The sequence below is a fragment of the Thaumasiovibrio subtropicus genome, from assembly GCF_019703835.1.
Classification (GTDB): Bacteria; Pseudomonadota; Gammaproteobacteria; order Enterobacterales; family Vibrionaceae; genus Thaumasiovibrio; species Thaumasiovibrio subtropicus.
The window spans coordinates 2,394,897-2,412,368 of sequence record NZ_AP023054.1; the positions used below are offsets into that span (position 1 = coordinate 2,394,897).

At 48.1% G+C, this 17,472-nt stretch carries 15 protein-coding genes; 10 read left to right on the forward strand and 5 right to left on the reverse strand.

All coding sequences use genetic code 11. The annotated features are described in order from the left end of the window. Positions 1-44: 44 nt before the first annotated feature. A complete protein-coding gene (locus tag TSUB_RS10560; protein WP_087026098.1) occupies positions 45-968 on the reverse strand; it encodes a DMT family transporter in 924 nt (307 codons plus the stop codon). 156 nt (positions 969-1,124) lie between these two features. Between TSUB_RS10560 and TSUB_RS10565 the strand changes: the two genes are divergently transcribed. Both TSUB_RS10565 and TSUB_RS10570 read left to right on the forward strand, forming a co-directional pair. Next, on the forward strand, positions 1,125-2,009 hold the full coding sequence (locus TSUB_RS10565; protein WP_087026094.1) for a LysR family transcriptional regulator: 885 nt from the start codon (positions 1,125-1,127) through the stop codon (positions 2,007-2,009). A gap of 94 nt (positions 2,010-2,103) precedes the next feature. Further along, on the forward strand, positions 2,104-2,721 hold the full coding sequence (locus TSUB_RS10570) for an HAD family hydrolase (protein WP_087026091.1): 618 nt from the start codon (positions 2,104-2,106) through the stop codon (positions 2,719-2,721). Between the two features lie 1,279 nt (positions 2,722-4,000). On the opposite strand, the gene ruvC is transcribed toward TSUB_RS10570, so the two are convergent. The 3 genes from ruvC to aspS form a co-directional block, all read right to left on the reverse strand. Beyond that, positions 4,001-4,522: a crossover junction endodeoxyribonuclease RuvC gene (gene ruvC, locus TSUB_RS10575; protein WP_087026088.1), complete on the reverse strand. Its 522-nt coding sequence runs from the start codon at positions 4,520-4,522 to the stop codon at positions 4,001-4,003. Then, the gene (locus TSUB_RS10580) at positions 4,522-5,265 is read right to left on the reverse strand and encodes a YebC/PmpR family DNA-binding transcriptional regulator (RefSeq protein WP_087026085.1); all 744 of its coding nucleotides are present in this window, start codon (positions 5,263-5,265) and stop codon (positions 4,522-4,524) included. The genes ruvC and TSUB_RS10580 overlap by 1 nt, the downstream gene beginning before the upstream one ends. 174 nt (positions 5,266-5,439) lie before the next feature. Then, entirely contained in the window at positions 5,440-7,221 is a 1,782-nt protein-coding gene (aspS, locus tag TSUB_RS10585) for an aspartate--tRNA ligase (protein WP_087026082.1), read from the reverse strand. A 310-nt stretch (positions 7,222-7,531) separates the two neighbouring features. On the opposite strand from aspS, the gene TSUB_RS10590 reads away from it, so the two are divergent. Then, positions 7,532-8,407: a DUF72 domain-containing protein gene (locus tag TSUB_RS10590; protein ID WP_246616353.1), complete on the forward strand. Its 876-nt coding sequence runs from the start codon at positions 7,532-7,534 to the stop codon at positions 8,405-8,407. Positions 8,408-8,469: 62 nt separating this feature from the next. On the opposite strand, the gene TSUB_RS10595 is transcribed toward TSUB_RS10590, so the two are convergent. Next, positions 8,470-9,726 (reverse strand): DEAD/DEAH box helicase, encoded by a 1,257-nt coding sequence (locus tag TSUB_RS10595; RefSeq protein WP_087026079.1) that lies wholly within the window; start codon positions 9,724-9,726, stop codon positions 8,470-8,472. A 244-nt stretch (positions 9,727-9,970) separates the two neighbouring features. On the opposite strand from TSUB_RS10595, the gene TSUB_RS10600 reads away from it, so the two are divergent. The 7 genes from TSUB_RS10600 to TSUB_RS10630 all read left to right on the forward strand — a co-directional run bounded on the left by TSUB_RS10600 (position 9,971) and on the right by TSUB_RS10630 (position 17,312). Continuing rightward, on the forward strand, positions 9,971-10,747 hold the full coding sequence (locus TSUB_RS10600) for a substrate-binding periplasmic protein (RefSeq protein ID WP_159065045.1): 777 nt from the start codon (positions 9,971-9,973) through the stop codon (positions 10,745-10,747). A 226-nt stretch (positions 10,748-10,973) separates the two neighbouring features. Further along, positions 10,974-11,702: a carboxy-S-adenosyl-L-methionine synthase CmoA gene (gene cmoA / locus TSUB_RS10605; protein WP_087026074.1), complete on the forward strand. Its 729-nt coding sequence runs from the start codon at positions 10,974-10,976 to the stop codon at positions 11,700-11,702. A 37-nt stretch (positions 11,703-11,739) separates the two neighbouring features. Continuing rightward, complete coding sequence (gene cmoB, locus TSUB_RS10610; RefSeq protein ID WP_087026071.1) at positions 11,740-12,714, forward strand: tRNA 5-methoxyuridine(34)/uridine 5-oxyacetic acid(34) synthase CmoB; 975 nt, start codon at positions 11,740-11,742, stop codon at positions 12,712-12,714. Between the two features lie 93 nt (positions 12,715-12,807). Then, positions 12,808-13,584: an ATP-dependent zinc protease family protein gene (locus tag TSUB_RS10615; RefSeq protein ID WP_087026068.1), complete on the forward strand. Its 777-nt coding sequence runs from the start codon at positions 12,808-12,810 to the stop codon at positions 13,582-13,584. Between the two features lie 42 nt (positions 13,585-13,626). After that, positions 13,627-15,132 (forward strand): inactive transglutaminase family protein, encoded by a 1,506-nt coding sequence (locus tag TSUB_RS10620; RefSeq protein ID WP_087026064.1) that lies wholly within the window; start codon positions 13,627-13,629, stop codon positions 15,130-15,132. Between the two features lie 5 nt (positions 15,133-15,137). Beyond that, on the forward strand, positions 15,138-16,100 hold the full coding sequence (locus TSUB_RS10625; RefSeq protein WP_192867883.1) for an alpha-L-glutamate ligase-like protein: 963 nt from the start codon (positions 15,138-15,140) through the stop codon (positions 16,098-16,100). Positions 16,101-16,157: 57 nt separating this feature from the next. Beyond that, positions 16,158-17,312, forward strand: a complete 1,155-nt coding sequence (locus tag TSUB_RS10630) for a MalY/PatB family protein (RefSeq protein WP_087026058.1) — start codon at positions 16,158-16,160, stop codon at positions 17,310-17,312. The last annotated feature ends 160 nt before the right edge of the window (positions 17,313-17,472 follow it).

The window sequence follows — 17,472 nt, forward strand, 5'->3', positions numbered from 1 at the left end:
ATGGGCTCTTGCAGCAAGGCTAAGAGCCCTTCGCCCCCATATCATTAGGCCATTTCAGGCACATCACTGTTATCAAGGCCTGTCGCTTTGCCAGTCGCTTTTGTCTCTGTGGCTTCTTGGCGACGACGTTTTTTCTCAACATGACTTAACCACCACAGTGGCATGATAATCATGGTTGCGCCTATCGCCATCGCCCAATCCGGCATTTCACCAAACCACCATATACCGACTGCCACTGCGCCTAACAAACCACTGTATTCCGCACTGGCAATCTTGTTACTGTCTGCAGCGCGATAAGCAACAACGCATGTTGCCGCGTAAATAAGGATACAGAAGCTTGAACCCGCTGCCGTCATCATCGAGGACCAGTGCCAAGTGCCACCTTGCCAAACCGCGAGTCCTGTAGATAGAGGGATGCCAGCGATATTGGTCAAGAACAGAGTGACCGCAACACTTTGTGTCGTGGGCAGTTTTCGGATCAGCAAATTATTCATCGCAAGCGCAAACGCCACGACCAGTGCCGCTAATGCTCCCCAACTAATGTCTGTGGGTCGAATGATAACAAGTACACCAACGAAGCCCATGACACCGGCTAAAATCGAGTGTCGACTGAGCTGCTCACGGTACATCATGAATGCAAGCGGCAGCATCATGAGAGGTGCTGCATAGAAAATCGCATTCGCGGTGGCTAAAGAGAGGTGTTGAATGGCGAAAAACATGAAAATGGCCCCTAGCAGCCAGACATGCGCCCGAACAACATGCCACTTAAGACCCTGCATAAGCGTTTCCCGGGTCTCTTTTAAACAAAATGGCAATAGCATCAGTACCGCAGTGATCTGTCGGAATAGCACAAACTGAAAGACAGGGACATCTTGCGCAACACTCTTTATCAAGGCGTCCGAGAAAACAGCAACGATGTTTCCAAAAACCAGCAATCCCATTGCGCCACCAACCGACAACTTCATGATTTCTCCTACTGCATTTTTTAAATCATCCTTCCCCTTTAAGCTCAGCTAAACACCGTCGGGCTGATCAGAGGATAAGGTTTGTGTTGAATAAGCATACGGGATCTCATAGCATGAAAAATAATGATATTTATTCGACGAGTATTAGTTTTTTAGATAATGAAGACTCCCCCTCTAAAAGCAGTGCAAGCCTTTGAAGTCGTTGCAAGGTTGAACAGTTTTTCAACCGCCGCTGAGCAGCTACATATCACGCAAAGTGCCGTCAGCCATCAGGTAAAACTGCTAGAAAACTACCTCGGCGAAGCGCTCTTTGTTCGCCAAGGACGAAAACTGTCAATGACGACGGTCGGCGAGCGATATTATGATGAAATCAGTGGCGCGATGCAGACCATCGCGACAGCAACACAAAGGGTCAGAGACGGAGAGAAAGGGGCGATTCGTCTCGCGATCTATAGTTCTCTCGCCGTGAAATGGCTAGTGCCGCACCTCGAAAACTTCCGCCACTTGCACCCCGACATCGACCTTTCTCTGAACATGGTTGGTGATGACCCTGACATTAACGACAGCGTTGGTGACTGCTTTATTACCGTCTCCCCTCCCAGTCGAGGGTACGTCAATGAAAAGCTCTATGTTGAGAAGTTCTATCCCGTGTGTGGCCGAAAACTATGGAAGCAAATAGAAAACGCGCCACTGCCGGATGCCTTATGGCAATTCCCATTACTCTCGGCGGTGTCAGCCTTCAAAGTGCGAGGCAAAGACTGGGAAGCGTGGTGCCAGCAAGGCGGGATAACCCTACCGAGCAACGCAAAGATAGTTCACTTCAGTCATATGCTACTGTCGATTGAAGCAGCTCGCTATGATCAAGGTATCGCGTTGGTTAACGATTATCAGATGAATGAACAAGACCGCGAGCAATACCTGGTTAAAATTCCGCTCCATGAACTCGAAACGGGTGACATTTTCTACTTCACTTATAAAAGAAGCCGAGCTCGTCAACACGAAATGCTCGCCTTAAGCCGTTGGCTTAAACAGCTTTCAGAGTAAAATCGGTTGGTCTTATTAACGCAACAGATTGAATATTCGTTAAAAAGTCGATAGCGTTGTCGCTACTTTTATAACCTGAGCAAGACGGCAATTTATGGACAAGCACTACATCTTTGATATTGATAACACAGTTATCGCCACGGAAAAGGCAATGATCAAATCACTACAATACGTGATGAAACACTTTGCTAATAGAGATTATAGCGAAGCAGATCTTGCCTTTATTGCGCCTTTTTCAGCCGAAGAGACACTCAATCGACTCGGTTACCCAGCGCGAGAAGACTTAGTCCAACATTGGATCGATCACGTCGACATGTTTTCAAGCCACATCTATTTCTTTGAAGGCATGGTGCAAATTTTGAACCAGTTGCAGCAGAAAGGGATTCGGCTAGGCGTCATCACGTCAAGACGCCGCGATGGCTTAGAAAAAGAACCGCTATGGCAAAAGATAAAGCACTTATTCGATGTGGTAATTTGTGCCGAAGATAGCCGAGAGCATAAACCAAGCCCGGAGCCTATGCTCGCTTACTTAAAGGGATCAAACGCAACTGCAACCCAATGTGTTTACTTTGGCGACACCGAAATGGACATGATAGCCGCCGAGAAAGCGGGATTTGACTTCTATTTGGCAGGATGGGGGGCGAAGCTAAACAATAAGACACGGCAAGCAAACGTATTGATGCACCCCAAGGAGATTATTTCGATACGTTAAACCTATCATTGAAGAGCGGGCATGTGGCTGAACTCATAACGAGACCAAATGCAAAATCCAGTGATGAGAACAAAAAGCCGCTTTAAGGAGACAAAAAGCGGTTTTCAAAAACACATGCCCTAATGAAATGTAATAGCAAAACAGAAACGTTGTTTTTAATTCTATTTATTTAACTGTCTTACTTTATTTTGCGATTATTTAAATAGCAGAACCATCACGTAGGTATTTTTTTTCACCTGTTTCCTGATTCACCCAAATCGCGCGTATACCCACTAGTTTATGATACCAACGACGTCGAATCTGAATCATCATATGCGTATTCCTTACCACTCAAAGAAAGTGGTAAGTTATACGATTAATAATAGACTGTCACCCCCTTTTGACAAAAAACTGACACTCAGCCATCAAATTGGCACTTTTGAGTCAAATGCGTCTCAAAAATAAACACTCCTAAAAATGTTAATCTTATTGATAGCGACATGTCATTTCATTTTTTGGCAAAAACCACACCAGACAAGGCATTAGATGACAAAAACTAACAATTCTCAACATATCAACACGTTAAGTTTATGTAGATCAATTGTTTCACGCACAATTCAACCTGTGTACTATTCAACCCATCTGATTTTATTGGCCGCTCAATAGCGTGACTCTCATTCAGCGGCGAGACTGTTCAACAAACAACAAAAATAAAAAGTCCGACGAACGTTAAATTGAATGTAAGGTCTAAATACTTACTCTAATACTTAAATTCCTGTGAATAAATATGCTTATCCGAATATTGGTTGCCATCTCTGTTTTGATTTATTTCTATGCACTCAAGTCCAAAAAAATTGTAATTAACGTTTTCTCTTTTGCAGGTAATGACAGTGCAATCGATTTCTTTTCAGTAACTGGTCGCTGATGTTGGAAATGCGTCACAGCATTCTCTGTCATATTGAAACGTTGCTTTCAGATAGCCAGCAATAGAAGCGTGGCCACGTTTGCACTCAAAAGACAGATGTACACAAACCACCATAGGATTCAGAAGCGGCCTAGCGCGCCAAGGCAAAGGAAGGAAGGAAGGAAGGAAGGAAGGAAGGAAGGAAGGAATAATATCCAACACTTTCCTTTTCAAACACATTTAATGCAGAGATCAAGCGCCGTAAGCCTCCCATTAGGAAAGTCATCTCGTCTCGACCTATTCGTGATACGCCGTAACTAAAAAAGCCTGCGAATAATCCGCAGGCTTTACACGCGCCAATCACTACTGCGCCTAGAGTAAACTTACACACCTAAGTTAACGATAGCGGCCGCGCCTCGCACTGCGCGCTTGACCTGACATGGCGATCAACGTTTTGTTGGTATGGGCATGACAGATCGCAACGGCCAAAGCATCTGCGGCATCGGCCTGTGGTGTGGCTGTTAACTTAAGGACAGAGGTCACCATATGCTGAACTTGTGTCTTATCCGCACCGCCATTACCCACTACCGCTTGCTTAATGAGGCGCGCCGCATACTCGCTCACTGGCAGACCCGCATTAACGGCCGCAACAATGGCGCTGCCACGTGCTTGCCCTAACTTCAGCGCAGAATCGGCATTTCTTGCCATAAAGACTTGTTCGATAGCAAAATTATCGGGAGAAAACTGAGTAATCACTTCTGCGACACCCGCATAAATCTGCCGCAATCGCTCTGGTAATTCAGTCGAGGAGGTGCGAATACAGCCGCTCCCCATATACTCAAGGTGGCGACCACGTTGTCGAATGACACCATACCCCGTCACTCTTGAGCCAGGATCTATCCCTAAAATAATAGACATTAAAGTGAAGCCGCTACTTCATCAGAAATATCACCATTATGATAAACCTCTTGCACATCATCGAGATCTTCGAGGGCGTCAATGAGGCGCAGTAGTTTAGGGGCAGTTTCAGCGTCAAGCTCTGCTTTCGTTGACGGAATCAATGAAACTTCTGCATTTTGCGCTTCAAACCCAGCGCCGTCTAAGGCATCTTTCACACTGCCGAAGTCGGCTGGCGTGGTGAACACATCGATAGCACCATCGTCGTGTGTCTCTACGTCATCCGCGCCCCCTTCTAGGGCCGCATCCATCACCGCCTCTTCATCAAGGCCCGGTGCAAAAGAGATGACGCCTTTTTTATCGAAGAGATAATTCACACTGCCATCAGTGCCTAAGTTACCGCCCGCTTTAGAAAAGGCGTGACGTACACCAGACACAGTCCGGTTGCGATTGTCCGTCATACATTCAACCATCACAGCCGTACCACCAGGCCCATACCCCTCATAGACAACGGTTTCTACGTTATCATCCCCTTCACCACCCGCGCCACGCGATACTGCGCGATTCACCGTGTCACGTGTCATATTGTTCGACAAGGCCTTATCAATAGCCGCACGTAGCCGAGGGTTGTTTTCTGGCTCACCGCCGCCCTCTTTCGCTGACACGACTATCTCACGAATTAACTTGGTAAAGATTTTACCGCGTTTGGCATCTTGCGCTGCCTTACGGTGACGAATATTGGCCCACTTACTATGACCAGCCATAATAAACTCCGTTATTGTCTGACGAGGTATCACAGACGGCTTAAACAGCCTTACCTCTAAGGAATGATAGTTGAAGCGGTGCTGTCATAGGTTTACGAGAATAAACACGCTTAAGCGTGTTGCCTAAACGCACCTTTAAAAAGTAAAAAGCGGGCTTGATGCCCGCTTTCTTTGTTACTCTGCGTCGCCGCTCTCTTTTGCAGCGGTCACCGCGATAGCAAGCTCTTCCAACGCCGCTGGGTTGGCAACACTTGGCGCATCCGTCAACAGGCAGGCTGCGGCCGTTGTTTTCGGGAAGGCAATAACATCACGAATGTTCTCGGTACCACAAAGCAACATGACAAGACGATCTAAACCAAAGGCTAGGCCCGCATGCGGTGGCGTGCCGTACTTGAGTGCATCAAGTAAGAAACCAAACTTCTGCTGCTGCTCGTCCGCTTCAATACCCAGAATGTCAAACACAGCAGATTGCATTTCAGAACTATGGATACGCACAGAGCCACCACCCACTTCATAGCCGTTAATTACCATGTCGTAGGCGTCAGAGTTTGCTTCTGCTGGGTTCGCCTTCAAGGCTTCAGGTGATACACCCAGTGGTGAGGTAAATGGATGGTGCATTGCATGCAAGTTACCTTCATCATCTTCCTCAAACATCGGGAAGTCTACAACCCATAGCGGTGCCCACGCATTCAAATCAGTGAGTTCGAAATCAAGACCAAGCTTCAAACGCAACGCGCCCATCGCTTCAGTCACCACTTTCGCGCTGTCGGCACCGAATAGAATAATGTCGCCAGATTCCGCGTTGGTTCGGGTCAGTAGCGCTTCAACCACTTCTTCGTTCAAGAACTTAGCAATCGGAGACTGCACGCCCTCAAAACCAGCAGCGCGGTCATTCACTTTCATCCAAGCAAGACCTTTCGCGCCGTAGATGCCCACATATTTGGTGTATTCATCAATTTGCTTACGTGACATTTGCGCACCGCCTGGTACACGAATCACGGCAACACGCCCTTTCGGGTCATTTGCTGGGCCTGAGAAAACTTTAAACTCAACATCTTTAAGAATGTCTGCGACATCAACCATCTCAAGCGGGTTACGAAGATCAGGCTTGTCCGAACCAAAACGACGCATCGCTTCTTCGAAAGGCATGATTGGGAAGTCGCCAAGCTCTACGTCCAGCAAGGACTGCCACATTTCACGAACGAGTTGCTCAGTCTTGGCACGCACTTCTTCTGCGCTCATGAAAGACGTTTCAATATCAATCTGAGTAAACTCTGGCTGACGGTCCGCTCGTAAGTCTTCATCACGGAAGCACTTAACAATTTGATAGTAACGGTCAAAGCCGGACATCATCAGCAACTGCTTAAACAGCTGAGGTGATTGTGGTAACGCATAGAAACTACCTTTGTGCACGCGGCTCGGTACTAGATAATCACGCGCGCCTTCCGGTGTTGCTTTGGTCAGAACAGGCGTTTCGATATCCAAAAAGCCGTGCTCGTCCATAAAACGGCGTACAAAGGCAGAGGCTTTAGCACGCATTTTAATGTTGTTGCTCATTTCTGGACGACGCAGATCTAAGTAGCGATACTTTAAGCGTTGCTCTTCAGAGTTATTCTGGTTGAAATCAAGCGGCAGAACGTCAGCACGGTTGATGATCTCTAAACCTTTTGCAATGACTTCAACTTCACCTGTCGCCATATCTTTATTGACTTGGCTTTCAGGACGCTGACGCACTTCACCCGTGATACGAATACAGAATTCACCACGCAATTGGTTAGCCGTTTCGAAAATATCTTTCATATCCGGATCGACAACAACCTGAACGATGCCTTCGCGATCTCGCATATCGATGAAGATCAGACCGCCTAAATCACGGCGTTTGTTAACCCAGCCGCAGAGCTCTACAGTTTGTCCCGCATGGGACGCGTTCAGGTGACCACAATATTGGGTGCGCATATCAAAATCCCGATAGATAATAGTTGCTAAAGTCCTGTCTGAGAGCGCTTAACCGCCTCAGGGTGTCCATTTCATCGTCGCTGACATCACTATCCGCACGAATCTATAAATGACTTGCCATTATAAAGGAAAACCCTTGCTCTTGGTAAAGGCAGATATCGGAAACTTTACTGAGTTTGCGCATTAAAGCAGCAATTGTGATGATTTTGGGCTGACAACGTGCTTTTCTAGCGCACAAACACGTGAGCTATTGCACCCCTCATCCGAGAAAGGCACAATCTGCTCGGGTTCTCAACGCAAGGAAGACGGCGTGCTTTATCTCGGTCTCGCGCAATGGTCAAGCAGTGCTTGGCAACAATGCCTCTATGGCAAAGGGGCGCCAACCAGTGAACGATTGGCTCACTACGCACGCGTATTCAACACCGTAGAGGGCAGCACAACGTTTTACGCCACACCGTCTCGAACTGTTGCAAATCAATGGGCATCGGCGGTGAATGACACGTTTCGCTTTACCTTCAAACTCCCCCAAATGATTACGCATCAGCAGCAACTGCGACACTCACAGCAATCAGTACGTGATTTCTTTGAGGCAATGTCACCGACGATCGAAAAAACAGGAATATGGAAGATTCAGCTACCTGCTAATTTTGGTCCTGCGCAGGTACAGGATTTAGAGAAATTTTTACGCCAGATGCCAGCAGGCCTGCCGATGGGTGTGGAAGTCCGCCATCCTGCATTTTTCCAAAAAGGCGACGACGAACGCCGCCTCAATGCCATGCTGATTGAACATCAAGCCAACCGCATCATTATGGATTCTCGCCCAGTATTCTCTCACGTTCGCGACGATGCGGCCTTGATAGATGCGCAGCAAAAAAAGCCTCGCGTCCCCGTTCATGCCATCGCCACCGCTGAGACCCCGATGATTCGGTTTATCGGTATTGATCGAGATAACACCATTGAGGATTGGCGCGCCAACTTACCTTTCTTTGAAAGCTGGACAACCAAAATCTCCCAATGGCTTAATGAAGGAAAGTCGCCCTACTTGATGATCCATACTCCCGACAACCACTTTGGTCCGGAGCTCGCGCAAGCCTTGTATCAGCGATTACAACAACAGGTGTCTACACTCCCTGATTTGCCGCCTTTACTGGAAAACCCCAAAGACCAACAATTGTCACTGTTGTAACCCTGCTGGCCTCTATCCTCGCACTAAGAGTGGCGCGAACGTCGTTGTGTTTGATCGTTAGTTTACGATTTACGACTATTTCGCTTGTCTGTTCTGCGTTGTGGCGCGCGTTCAGACCGCCCCCCGTTCTCCGTTTGTTGCCGTTTCGCCTTGGGCACATAATTGAGTATCGATACAGGCACTGGCTTTTTAGGTACAAAACCCGCTATTTCTCTGCGCTCAATCAAATGCCCCATACGGCTTTCTATCATGCAAAGATTTTTAAAATTATCTTTGGATACTAAGGATACCGCTTCACCTTTCGCCCCTGCGCGCCCAGTACGACCGATACGATGCACATATTCATCCTCTGGATAAGGCAGGTCATAATTGATGACACAGGGTAACCCCTCAATGTCTAAACCACGTGCGGCAACGCCTGTGGCGACCAAGTATTGCAACTGACCAGATTTGAATTTCTCAAACACGGCTTCGCGAGCAGCTTGACTCCGCCCGCCATGAATAGCATCAGCAGCTATGCCACGTTTTTCTAATTGGGTGACCAGCTTCGCCGCACCGTGTTTGGTCTCAATGAAGATCAGTACTTGCTCCCAACGATTTTCATTAAGAAGCTGACTCAGTAAGGCTGATTTCTGATCTTTATCGACGGTAATCAACCATTGTGAAATCTCCCTTTTCGACGCGCTATGTTTGGTGATCGTGATTTCAGCGGGATCAGAGACTGCCGTCCGCGCAAGCTCACGCACGGGATTAGACAGTGTCGCCGAAAACAACAAGGTTTGAATATTGTCAGGTAAGCGAGCTATCACTTTATTAATATCTTCGATAAAGCCGAGATCGAGCATTCGGTCCGCTTCATCGAGCACAACCGCTTCCATCTCTTCGAAATAGATAGCTCTCTGTCCATAAAGGTCCAGTAATCGCCCCGGTGTCGCGACCACAATATCCACCCCTTCAATCAACGCTTGTTTTTGAGGCGCAAGATCAACCCCGCCAAACATCGCCATCGAACGGATTGGCAAACCGTGACTGTATTGCTTAATACTATTATTGACCTGAATCGCGAGTTCGCGAGTCGGCACTAATATCAACGCACGGGCGCGTTTTTTCTTTTGGGTTTTGCCTTCAGTGAGCTTTTCTAGCAAAGGCAATACAAATGAAGCCGTTTTACCTGTACCTGTTTGCGCGGCGGCAATCAAGTCTCGCCCTTCGAGAATCAAAGGTATCGCTTGGGTTTGAATGTTGGTTGGCTTTTCATACCCTAACGCAGCGACAGCGGCGGCGATCGTCGGATTTAAACCCAATGAAGAAAAAGACATAGTGATCTCGCTAGAAAGAAGTCATTGATTAGCAGGGCGCATAGTTTAACGACTTTATGTCTGCGAGAACACCTATTCTGCCGAATTCAACAATGACAGACACATCCGCAATAAACATTCTATTATTGCTTATACTTAAAACGACCTTTCATTCAAAACGTTGGACACTGTCATGGTTCGATTGCTTCTGCTTGCATGTCTCATCAGTCTTACTTCAATACCAGCACTGAGCTGCGAGTTAAAAATGGGCTACCGTACGACCTCTCGCATTCCCAAGATAGCCGCCGCCCCAGACAACAGTGGGATCTATAAAGCACTCTATGAAGAAGCTGCGCAAAGAATTGGCTGCAAGCTCACCATTATTCGTCTGCCCAAGCAGCGCCTAATGCGAATGCTTAATAGTGGAGAGATAGATTTCTACCCAGGTTTTACCTTTACCGAAAAGCGCGCTGAACATATCCATTTTGCCATCAATGGTTTGCCGTCGCTCAACGTTGGACTCACTTTGGCCGAGGTGCGAGAAGTGACTGACTACCGCCAGCTCGAAGGAAAAACACTGTTACTGTCACTCGGTGGGCCAGTGCCAGATGGACTGCCTCAAAACATCAACTTCAAAACCCCACCTGAGCTCAATTTTCATACCGCAATAGAAATGATCGTCACTAATAAAGCAGACTTCTTTGAGGCGGAAATTGCTGAACTTAGCTATTATTTAAAGTCCCACCCAGACAGAGAACGAGTGCGCTTTCATTACCACTGCTGTGGCGGCTATCAACCCTTGCTGCTCGGTTTTTCCCGCCAGTCTCCCCTGTACAACTCAGAAGCTAACCCAGATTATCGCTCCTCTCTGCCTCTGTCTTTCAAGAACCAAACTCATCGCTCGACATCAGATTCAATCGCGACACGTTTTTTTCGAGCTTTGCAAAGAATGCAAGAAGATGGAAGCACCCACGCGCTTTTTGAAGAACACTACGGCATACACCCTAGAAACTTTTTAGATAGCATGGTTACTAAAGAATAATCCTCTTTTCTGTTGGAACAAGGTCAATGTCTCTCACCACTCGCAACCGATTGAGTGGAAATAAATCAGTTATGTCAAACGAGTGTCAATTCTGCTTGTCGATGCGACATAAACTGCGGGGATAGGCAGGTACAAGGCAAGACATCGCTGCTAATATCCCCTACAATAGCGCGCTTTGTAAATTTGGCACCCATAGGCCCGCTGTTCAGCTTAGGTAAGATTCAAAATGGCACCACGAGATACCATCTTTTCCGCCCCCATTGATAAACTCGGCGACTTCACGTTCGACGAGCGAGTAGCGGAAGTATTTCCCGACATGATCCAACGCTCTGTGCCGGGTTACAGTAACATCATCTCCGCAATCGGCATGCTCGCAGAACGATTTGCGAAACCTCATTCCCATATCTATGACTTGGGCTGTTCGCTCGGCGCTGCCACACTCTCAATGCGCAGAGGAATTAAAGCGGAAGGGTGTAAGATCATTGCGGTCGACAACTCTGCCGCAATGGTTGAACGTTGCCGACTGCATGTTTCTGCTTATCGCAGCGATACCGAAGCCGAGGTTATTGAAGCGGATATTCGTGATGTGAAAATCGACAACGCTTCGGTGGTTGTACTGAACTTTACTTTGCAATTCCTTGCACCTGCTGACCGTGATGCCCTACTGCGAAAAATCTACGCGGGACTGCGCCCGGGTGGCATTTTAATTCTGTCTGAAAAATACGTGTTTGAAGATAGTAATGCCAACGAGTTGCTGATCGATCTTCATCACGACTTCAAACGTGCCAATGGCTATAGCGAACTAGAGATCAGCCAAAAACGCAGTGCCATTGAAAATGTCATGCGCCCTGACTCTATCGCTCTGCACAAAGAGCGTTTAGGCGAAATCGGCTTTAGTAGTGTTGAAGTCTGGTTCCAATGCTTCAATTTTGGCTCGATGTTTGCCATCAAGTAACCCAGTAACAACAATGGTTCACCTATAAGGTAGTGACATGAAATTCGACTTTTCGGACTTTTATCAACTGATTGCCAAAAACCGTCTTAATGGTTGGCTCAACACCCTGCCCCAACAGCTCACGGATTGGCAAAACGCAGAGCATGGTGATATGCCGAAATGGTTGCGGGTACTCAAAAAGCTCCCCACTGCGCAACCGGATAATATTGATTTACAGTCTTCTGTCACTATCAGTAACGACACGCCGCTTTATGATGGAGAAAAAGCGAAGTTGGAGAATCTGCTTCGCACTTTCCACCCGTGGCGAAAAGGCCCTTATCATCTCCACGACATCCACATCGATACTGAGTGGCGCTCAGATTGGAAATGGGACCGGGTGCTACCTCACATCTCCCCTTTAAAAGGACGTTACGTCTTGGACGTGGGCTGTGGTAATGGCTACCACATGTGGCGCATGTTGGGTGAAGGCGCTGAACTCACCGTCGGAATCGACCCATCACACCTTTTCCTCGTTCAGTTTGAAGCGGTCAGAAAACTGATGGGGAATGACCAACGTGCCCACCTTCTCCCTTTGGGCATTGAACAGCTGCCTGAACTTGGTGCGTTTGACACCGTGTTCAGTATGGGGGTGCTTTATCACCGCCGTTCCCCACTTGACCATTTAGTGCAACTAAAGAATCAACTCGTCAAAGGTGGCGAACTGATACTCGAAACCTTGGTCATAGAAGGAGATGAAACGGCGGTCTTGGTACCAACAGATCGCTACGCACAGATGCGGAATGTCTTCTTTTTCCCTTCCGCTCGTGCGCTGAAGGTGTGGTTGGAGCAGACCGGGTTTGTTGACGTTCGCATTGTTGATGAATGTGTTACTACCACTGACGAACAGCGTACGACAACATGGATGACACACAATTCATTACCGGACTACCTCGATCCAAATGACCCAACGAAGACGATTGAAGGTTATCCAGCTCCAAAACGTGCGATTTTAGTAGCAACTAATCCACATTAATCGTAATTTCAGCGGGGGATTGCTTTTCGCCTCCCCCTCGCTAAGCTACACTAGCGCTATATAAATCAAGTAGTAATCATTCAGGAGATTTTGATGATTCGCCGTAGTTTGCCAATTTTGACCCTCGCCTTCCTCTCTGGGTGTGTCATGACCCAAAAAGATCATGATCTGGCACGACAAGAAACCATCAACTCGCTCGAGCAAATCGAAACCAAACTGAATACGCAAATCGACGACCTTAATCAACGCATTGAGTCTCAGTCAGAGCTGCTTAGTCAACTTGAGCAGCAAATCGCCACTCTCGGTTACTCACTTGATAGAACAAACCTACTCATCTCTAAAGTTGCCCATTCTGCTGATGGCCAGAGCTTGCGTAAGCCCGAACCCCAAGCCCCCTCCTCTCCCACTGTCGATAGCGATGCTGGCCAAAAAACACTGCTTGGCGCACAAGAGTGGGTTTGGCTAGACATGGTAGATAGCTATTTCCGTGCCCGTGTCGATACCGGCGCAACCACCTCATCGCTGAATGCCACGAACATTCAGCAGTTTGAACGAGAGGGCAAAACTTGGGTACGTTTTAACCTTGCCCACACAGCAGATGACCAAGCAGGCAAAGAGGAACTCGTTGAAGCCCGTGTCATTCGCTGGGTAAAAATCCGTCAATCCAATAGCGAAGACGCTGACCGTCGTCCGGTCATTGAAGCTTGGGTGAGAATTGGCGACCTGCGCGAGCGTACTCAGTTCACGCTCGCTGACCGCACGCAAATGGAGTTCCCGGTACTACTAGGCCGTGAATTCTTCCAAGATATCGCCGTTGTCGATGTCGGCCGCACTTATGTGCAAGGAAAGCCGACAAAAACTGAAAAGTAACGTTTCGCTGCGACCGAATTTATAAAATCCATTGAGGAAACTATGGTTTCAAGAACTCCCTTTTACCTCCTCATCACGCTGTTGATTATCGGAGGTCTCTCCCTCACTTGGCATCGCCACGTCACGTATGGTGTGCCTTTGCTTCCTAACCGTTCCGCGCAAGTCTGGGAATTGGAAGCGCGAGTAGAATTTGAAGCCATTGGTGAGGCCGTTAAGGTGTCACTTGCTGCGCCAGAGACGCAGCCAGGCTTTACTTTGATCAATGAGACAACGTCTTCTCCCGGTTATGGCGTCGCCATGATCGACAATGACAATAGCCGCCGAGTCGAATGGTCGATTCGTGAAGCGGAAGGCCGCCAAATCCTCTATTACAAAACACAAATGCTCGTCGATACGCAGGCTCAGTTCGCCAATGAAGCGCCAGAATCGGTATCGCCTCGCCTAATGTTCGACGGCTCACAGCAAAAAGCGGCGGAAGCACTTATCGAAACGGCCAGACAACAGTCTGCCGATGACGTCACATTCACCCGACAAGTCATCATGCAGTTCAGCGACGTGAATAACCAGAATGCGGGGCTATTGCTAAACTACTTTGATCGCGAAGATTTGATTACCACGCTTTTAGCGATGGAAGCTATCCCAGCGAAGATTGTTAGCAGTCTAATGCTCGAAGATGGACGTCGTCGCCAATCAGTGACACCGATGATCCAGATCTGGGATGGGGAGCAATGGCTGCTCTTTGACGCGACAACGGGCCACAGTGGTAAGCCTGAAAACCTACTCATTTGGAATCAATCAAATATGTCGCTACTTGACGTAATTGGTGGCCAGAACAGTACCGTTAGCTTCTCTTATATTTCACAAGACATTACGCCGAGAGCAGCCACTGAGCAGAAAGTCATCGCTGATAACCTGCTTAACTTTTCTATTCATAGCTTACCAATTGAAGAACAGGCGATGTTTAAAGGCATCATGCTTGTACCGATTGGCGCCTTGGTTGTCGTCTTCCTGCGTATTTTGGTCGGTCTGAAAACGTCGGGCACCTTTATGCCCGTGTTGATTGCAATGTCATTTGTACAGACTCAATTGCTAACAGGTATCGTAGGCTTTGTGCTCATTGTCGGCGTTGGTCTTGTCATCCGTAGCTACCTATCAAAACTCAATTTATTGCTAGTTGCGCGAATATCCGCGGTCATTATCACGGTTATTTTGATCATTTCCGCATTTACGGTCACCGCTTACAAAATCGGCTTAGTTGAAGGGTTAACGATTACCTTCTTCCCGATGATTATCTTGTCGTGGACGATTGAGCGGATGTCCATCCTTTGGGAAGAGGAAGGCGCAAAAGAAGTCCTTGTTCAAGGTGGTGGCTCGTTGCTGACCGCCGTCATGGTATATGCCGCAATGACGAGTGACATTATTCGTCATCTCACCTTCAACTTTATTGGCCTTCAGTTCCTTATTCTTGCGTTGATTCTCGTGCTAGGTAACTACACTGGCTATCGCCTCAGCGAGCTGCGTCGATTCAAACCACTGGCGGAGGACTGATGAGTCTGTTGTCTCAGTTCACTTCGCCATTTCGCCTTCGAACCAAAGGCATCATGGGGATGAATCAACGCAATATCAGCTACATCAGTCGTTATAACGACCGTACCAAGTACCCCTTGGTCGATGACAAGCTGAAGACGAAAGTCATCGCTCAAAAGCACGGCGCAACCGTGCCTGAGTTAATTGGCATTGTTGATAACCAAGCAGAAGTTAAACGCATTCACAAAATGGTCGAAGAATGGCCCGGGTTTGTGATAAAGCCTGCGCAAGGTTCGGGTGGTAAGGGCATTTTAGTCATTACATCTCACAAAGACGGTGTTTACACTAAGCCGTCGGGCGCAACGATTGGTAAGCAGGACGTTGAGCGCCACATCACCAATACGCTGGCAGGGCTCTTCTCTCTTGGCGGCAAAAATGATGTTGCCATGGTAGAAAACCTCATCGAGTTCGATGATGTCTTTGATGGATTTAGCTACGAAGGGGTACCTGATGTTCGCATCATCGTCTTCAAAGGCTACCCGGTAATGGCAATGATGCGTCTTTCTACCGCCGCTTCGGATGGGAAAGCGAATCTTCACCAAGGTGCCGTGGGTGTTGGTATCGATATCGCGACGGGTAAGGCCATTAACGCGGTGCAGTTTAACAAACCTGTGACCCATCATCCTGATACCGGGAAAGATCTTCGCACCCTGCAAGTGCCGCATTGGGAGCGCTTACTACATTTGGCTTCGAGCGCGTGGGAAATGACCGGGCTTGGCTACATGGGCACAGACATGGTACTGGACAAACGACGCGGCCCTATGGTGTTGGAACTCAACGCCCGCCCGGGTCTCGCCATTCAGATTGCCAACAATACCGGCTTATTACCTAGACTCCAGCTCATTGAGCGAATGGGTGAACAACTTGAGTACCCCAAACCGGCAGAACGCGTTGCTTGGTCCGCGAAACAGTTCGGTACGCACGAGTGATAACATCTAATGCCTCAACGTTTTTGAGGCATTTTTTTATTCCAAGGAAGGCCGTCTATGACGATGATATTCCCCGATCGCCAAGGTTCTGACAGCGAAAAGTGGGCAAAATACAGCGGTAAAACTTATCTAAGCCCTCAGCAAGAAAATGATTCCGTGTTACCTCTCTGGGTCGCAGACAGTGACTTCCAATCCCCGCCGTGCATTATCAAGGCACTTCACGATCGCGTCGAACACGGTGTCTACGGATATGGGCGTGAGCCAGAGCAACTGACACAACTACTTGTTCAACGGTTTGCTGAAAAATATCAATGGCATATTGACCCCGAAGCCATTGTCTATCTGCCCGGGTTAGTCTGTGGTCTCAATCTCGCGGTACAAGCGCTGACCGACTCAGGCGATAAGGTGCTCTGTCCATCACCCATTTATCCTCCCTTTCGTTCTGCTATTAAAATGGCAAAACGAGAACCCGTGTTTCAACAAGTGCATCTGCACCACACGCGATGGCTCCCTGACATGCCAACACTTAACTCAGGGGCGAAATTGGCCATGATCTGCAACCCGTTAAACCCCGGGGGAACTGTATTTAGCCATCAAGAACTACTGAAATTTGATGCGCGAGCCAAAACAGAGAATTGGATTGTTTGCAGTGATGAAATCCATTGCGACCTAATCCTTGATGAAACAGTAAGCCATATTCCCTACGCCAGTCTTAATGAAGACGCCGCGCAGCGTTCTATTACACTAATGGCGCCATCGAAAACATTTAACATTGCGGGTCTGGGCTGTTCGATGGCAATCATTCCCAATCCGAAGTTACGTCAACGCTTCACGCGAGCCATGGCGGGGCTAATCCCTCACGTCAATGTCCTCGGCTTCAGCGCAGCTATCGCCGCCTACTCGGATGGAGAGCCTTGGCTACAATCCCAACTCGATTTCTTACGTCAGCAACATGAGCGCGTTTATAATGCCATCAACAACTTACCCGGTTTAAGGATGACACGCTTACAGGCAACCTATCTCGCTTGGATAGATGCCAGCGAACTGCCTGTCAACAATCCCCACGACTTCTTTGAGCAACACGGGGTCGGCTTGTCACCGGGATTACAATTTGGCGATCGTCGCTTTGTCCGCCTCAATTTTGCTTGTTCAGAAGAGACGCTCACGGAAGCGCTCGACCGCATCCAACGCGCGGTCAAAACCCTTGAGTAGCGCATCAGTTTGGCTGCCTGAGACAGTTTGTCATCACTTCAGGTAGCCTCAACGCCTCCCTTCATGCTGTAGCCGCCTCCCGGTGCTGATTTATTCACCACTTAAACCCCTTCTTCACAAAAAAGCCTAAAGTCTCACGGATCCAAGGCGATAAATATAC

What these genes read in the sequence shown, in the direction of transcription:
- TSUB_RS10565 (WP_087026094.1), top strand. Translation starts at nt 1,125, where the DNA reads ATGAAGACTCCCCCTCTAAAAGCAGTGCAAGCCTTTGAAGTCGTTGCA.
- TSUB_RS10570 (WP_087026091.1), top strand. Translation starts at nt 2,104, where the DNA reads ATGGACAAGCACTACATCTTTGATATTGATAACACAGTTATCGCCACG.
- ruvC (WP_087026088.1), bottom strand. Translation starts at nt 4,522, where the DNA reads ATGTCTATTATTTTAGGGATAGATCCTGGCTCAAGAGTGACGGGGTAT.
- TSUB_RS10580 (WP_087026085.1), bottom strand. Translation starts at nt 5,265, where the DNA reads ATGGCTGGTCATAGTAAGTGGGCCAATATTCGTCACCGTAAGGCAGCG.
- aspS (WP_087026082.1), bottom strand. Translation starts at nt 7,221, where the DNA reads ATGCGCACCCAATATTGTGGTCACCTGAACGCGTCCCATGCGGGACAA.
- TSUB_RS10595 (WP_087026079.1), bottom strand. Translation starts at nt 9,726, where the DNA reads ATGTCTTTTTCTTCATTGGGTTTAAATCCGACGATCGCCGCCGCTGTC.
- TSUB_RS10600 (WP_159065045.1), top strand. Translation starts at nt 9,971, where the DNA reads ATGGGCTACCGTACGACCTCTCGCATTCCCAAGATAGCCGCCGCCCCA.
- cmoA (WP_087026074.1), top strand. Translation starts at nt 10,974, where the DNA reads ATGGCACCACGAGATACCATCTTTTCCGCCCCCATTGATAAACTCGGC.
- cmoB (WP_087026071.1), top strand. Translation starts at nt 11,740, where the DNA reads ATGAAATTCGACTTTTCGGACTTTTATCAACTGATTGCCAAAAACCGT.
- TSUB_RS10615 (WP_087026068.1), top strand. Translation starts at nt 12,808, where the DNA reads ATGATTCGCCGTAGTTTGCCAATTTTGACCCTCGCCTTCCTCTCTGGG.
- TSUB_RS10620 (WP_087026064.1), top strand. Translation starts at nt 13,627, where the DNA reads ATGGTTTCAAGAACTCCCTTTTACCTCCTCATCACGCTGTTGATTATC.
- TSUB_RS10630 (WP_087026058.1), top strand. Translation starts at nt 16,158, where the DNA reads ATGACGATGATATTCCCCGATCGCCAAGGTTCTGACAGCGAAAAGTGG.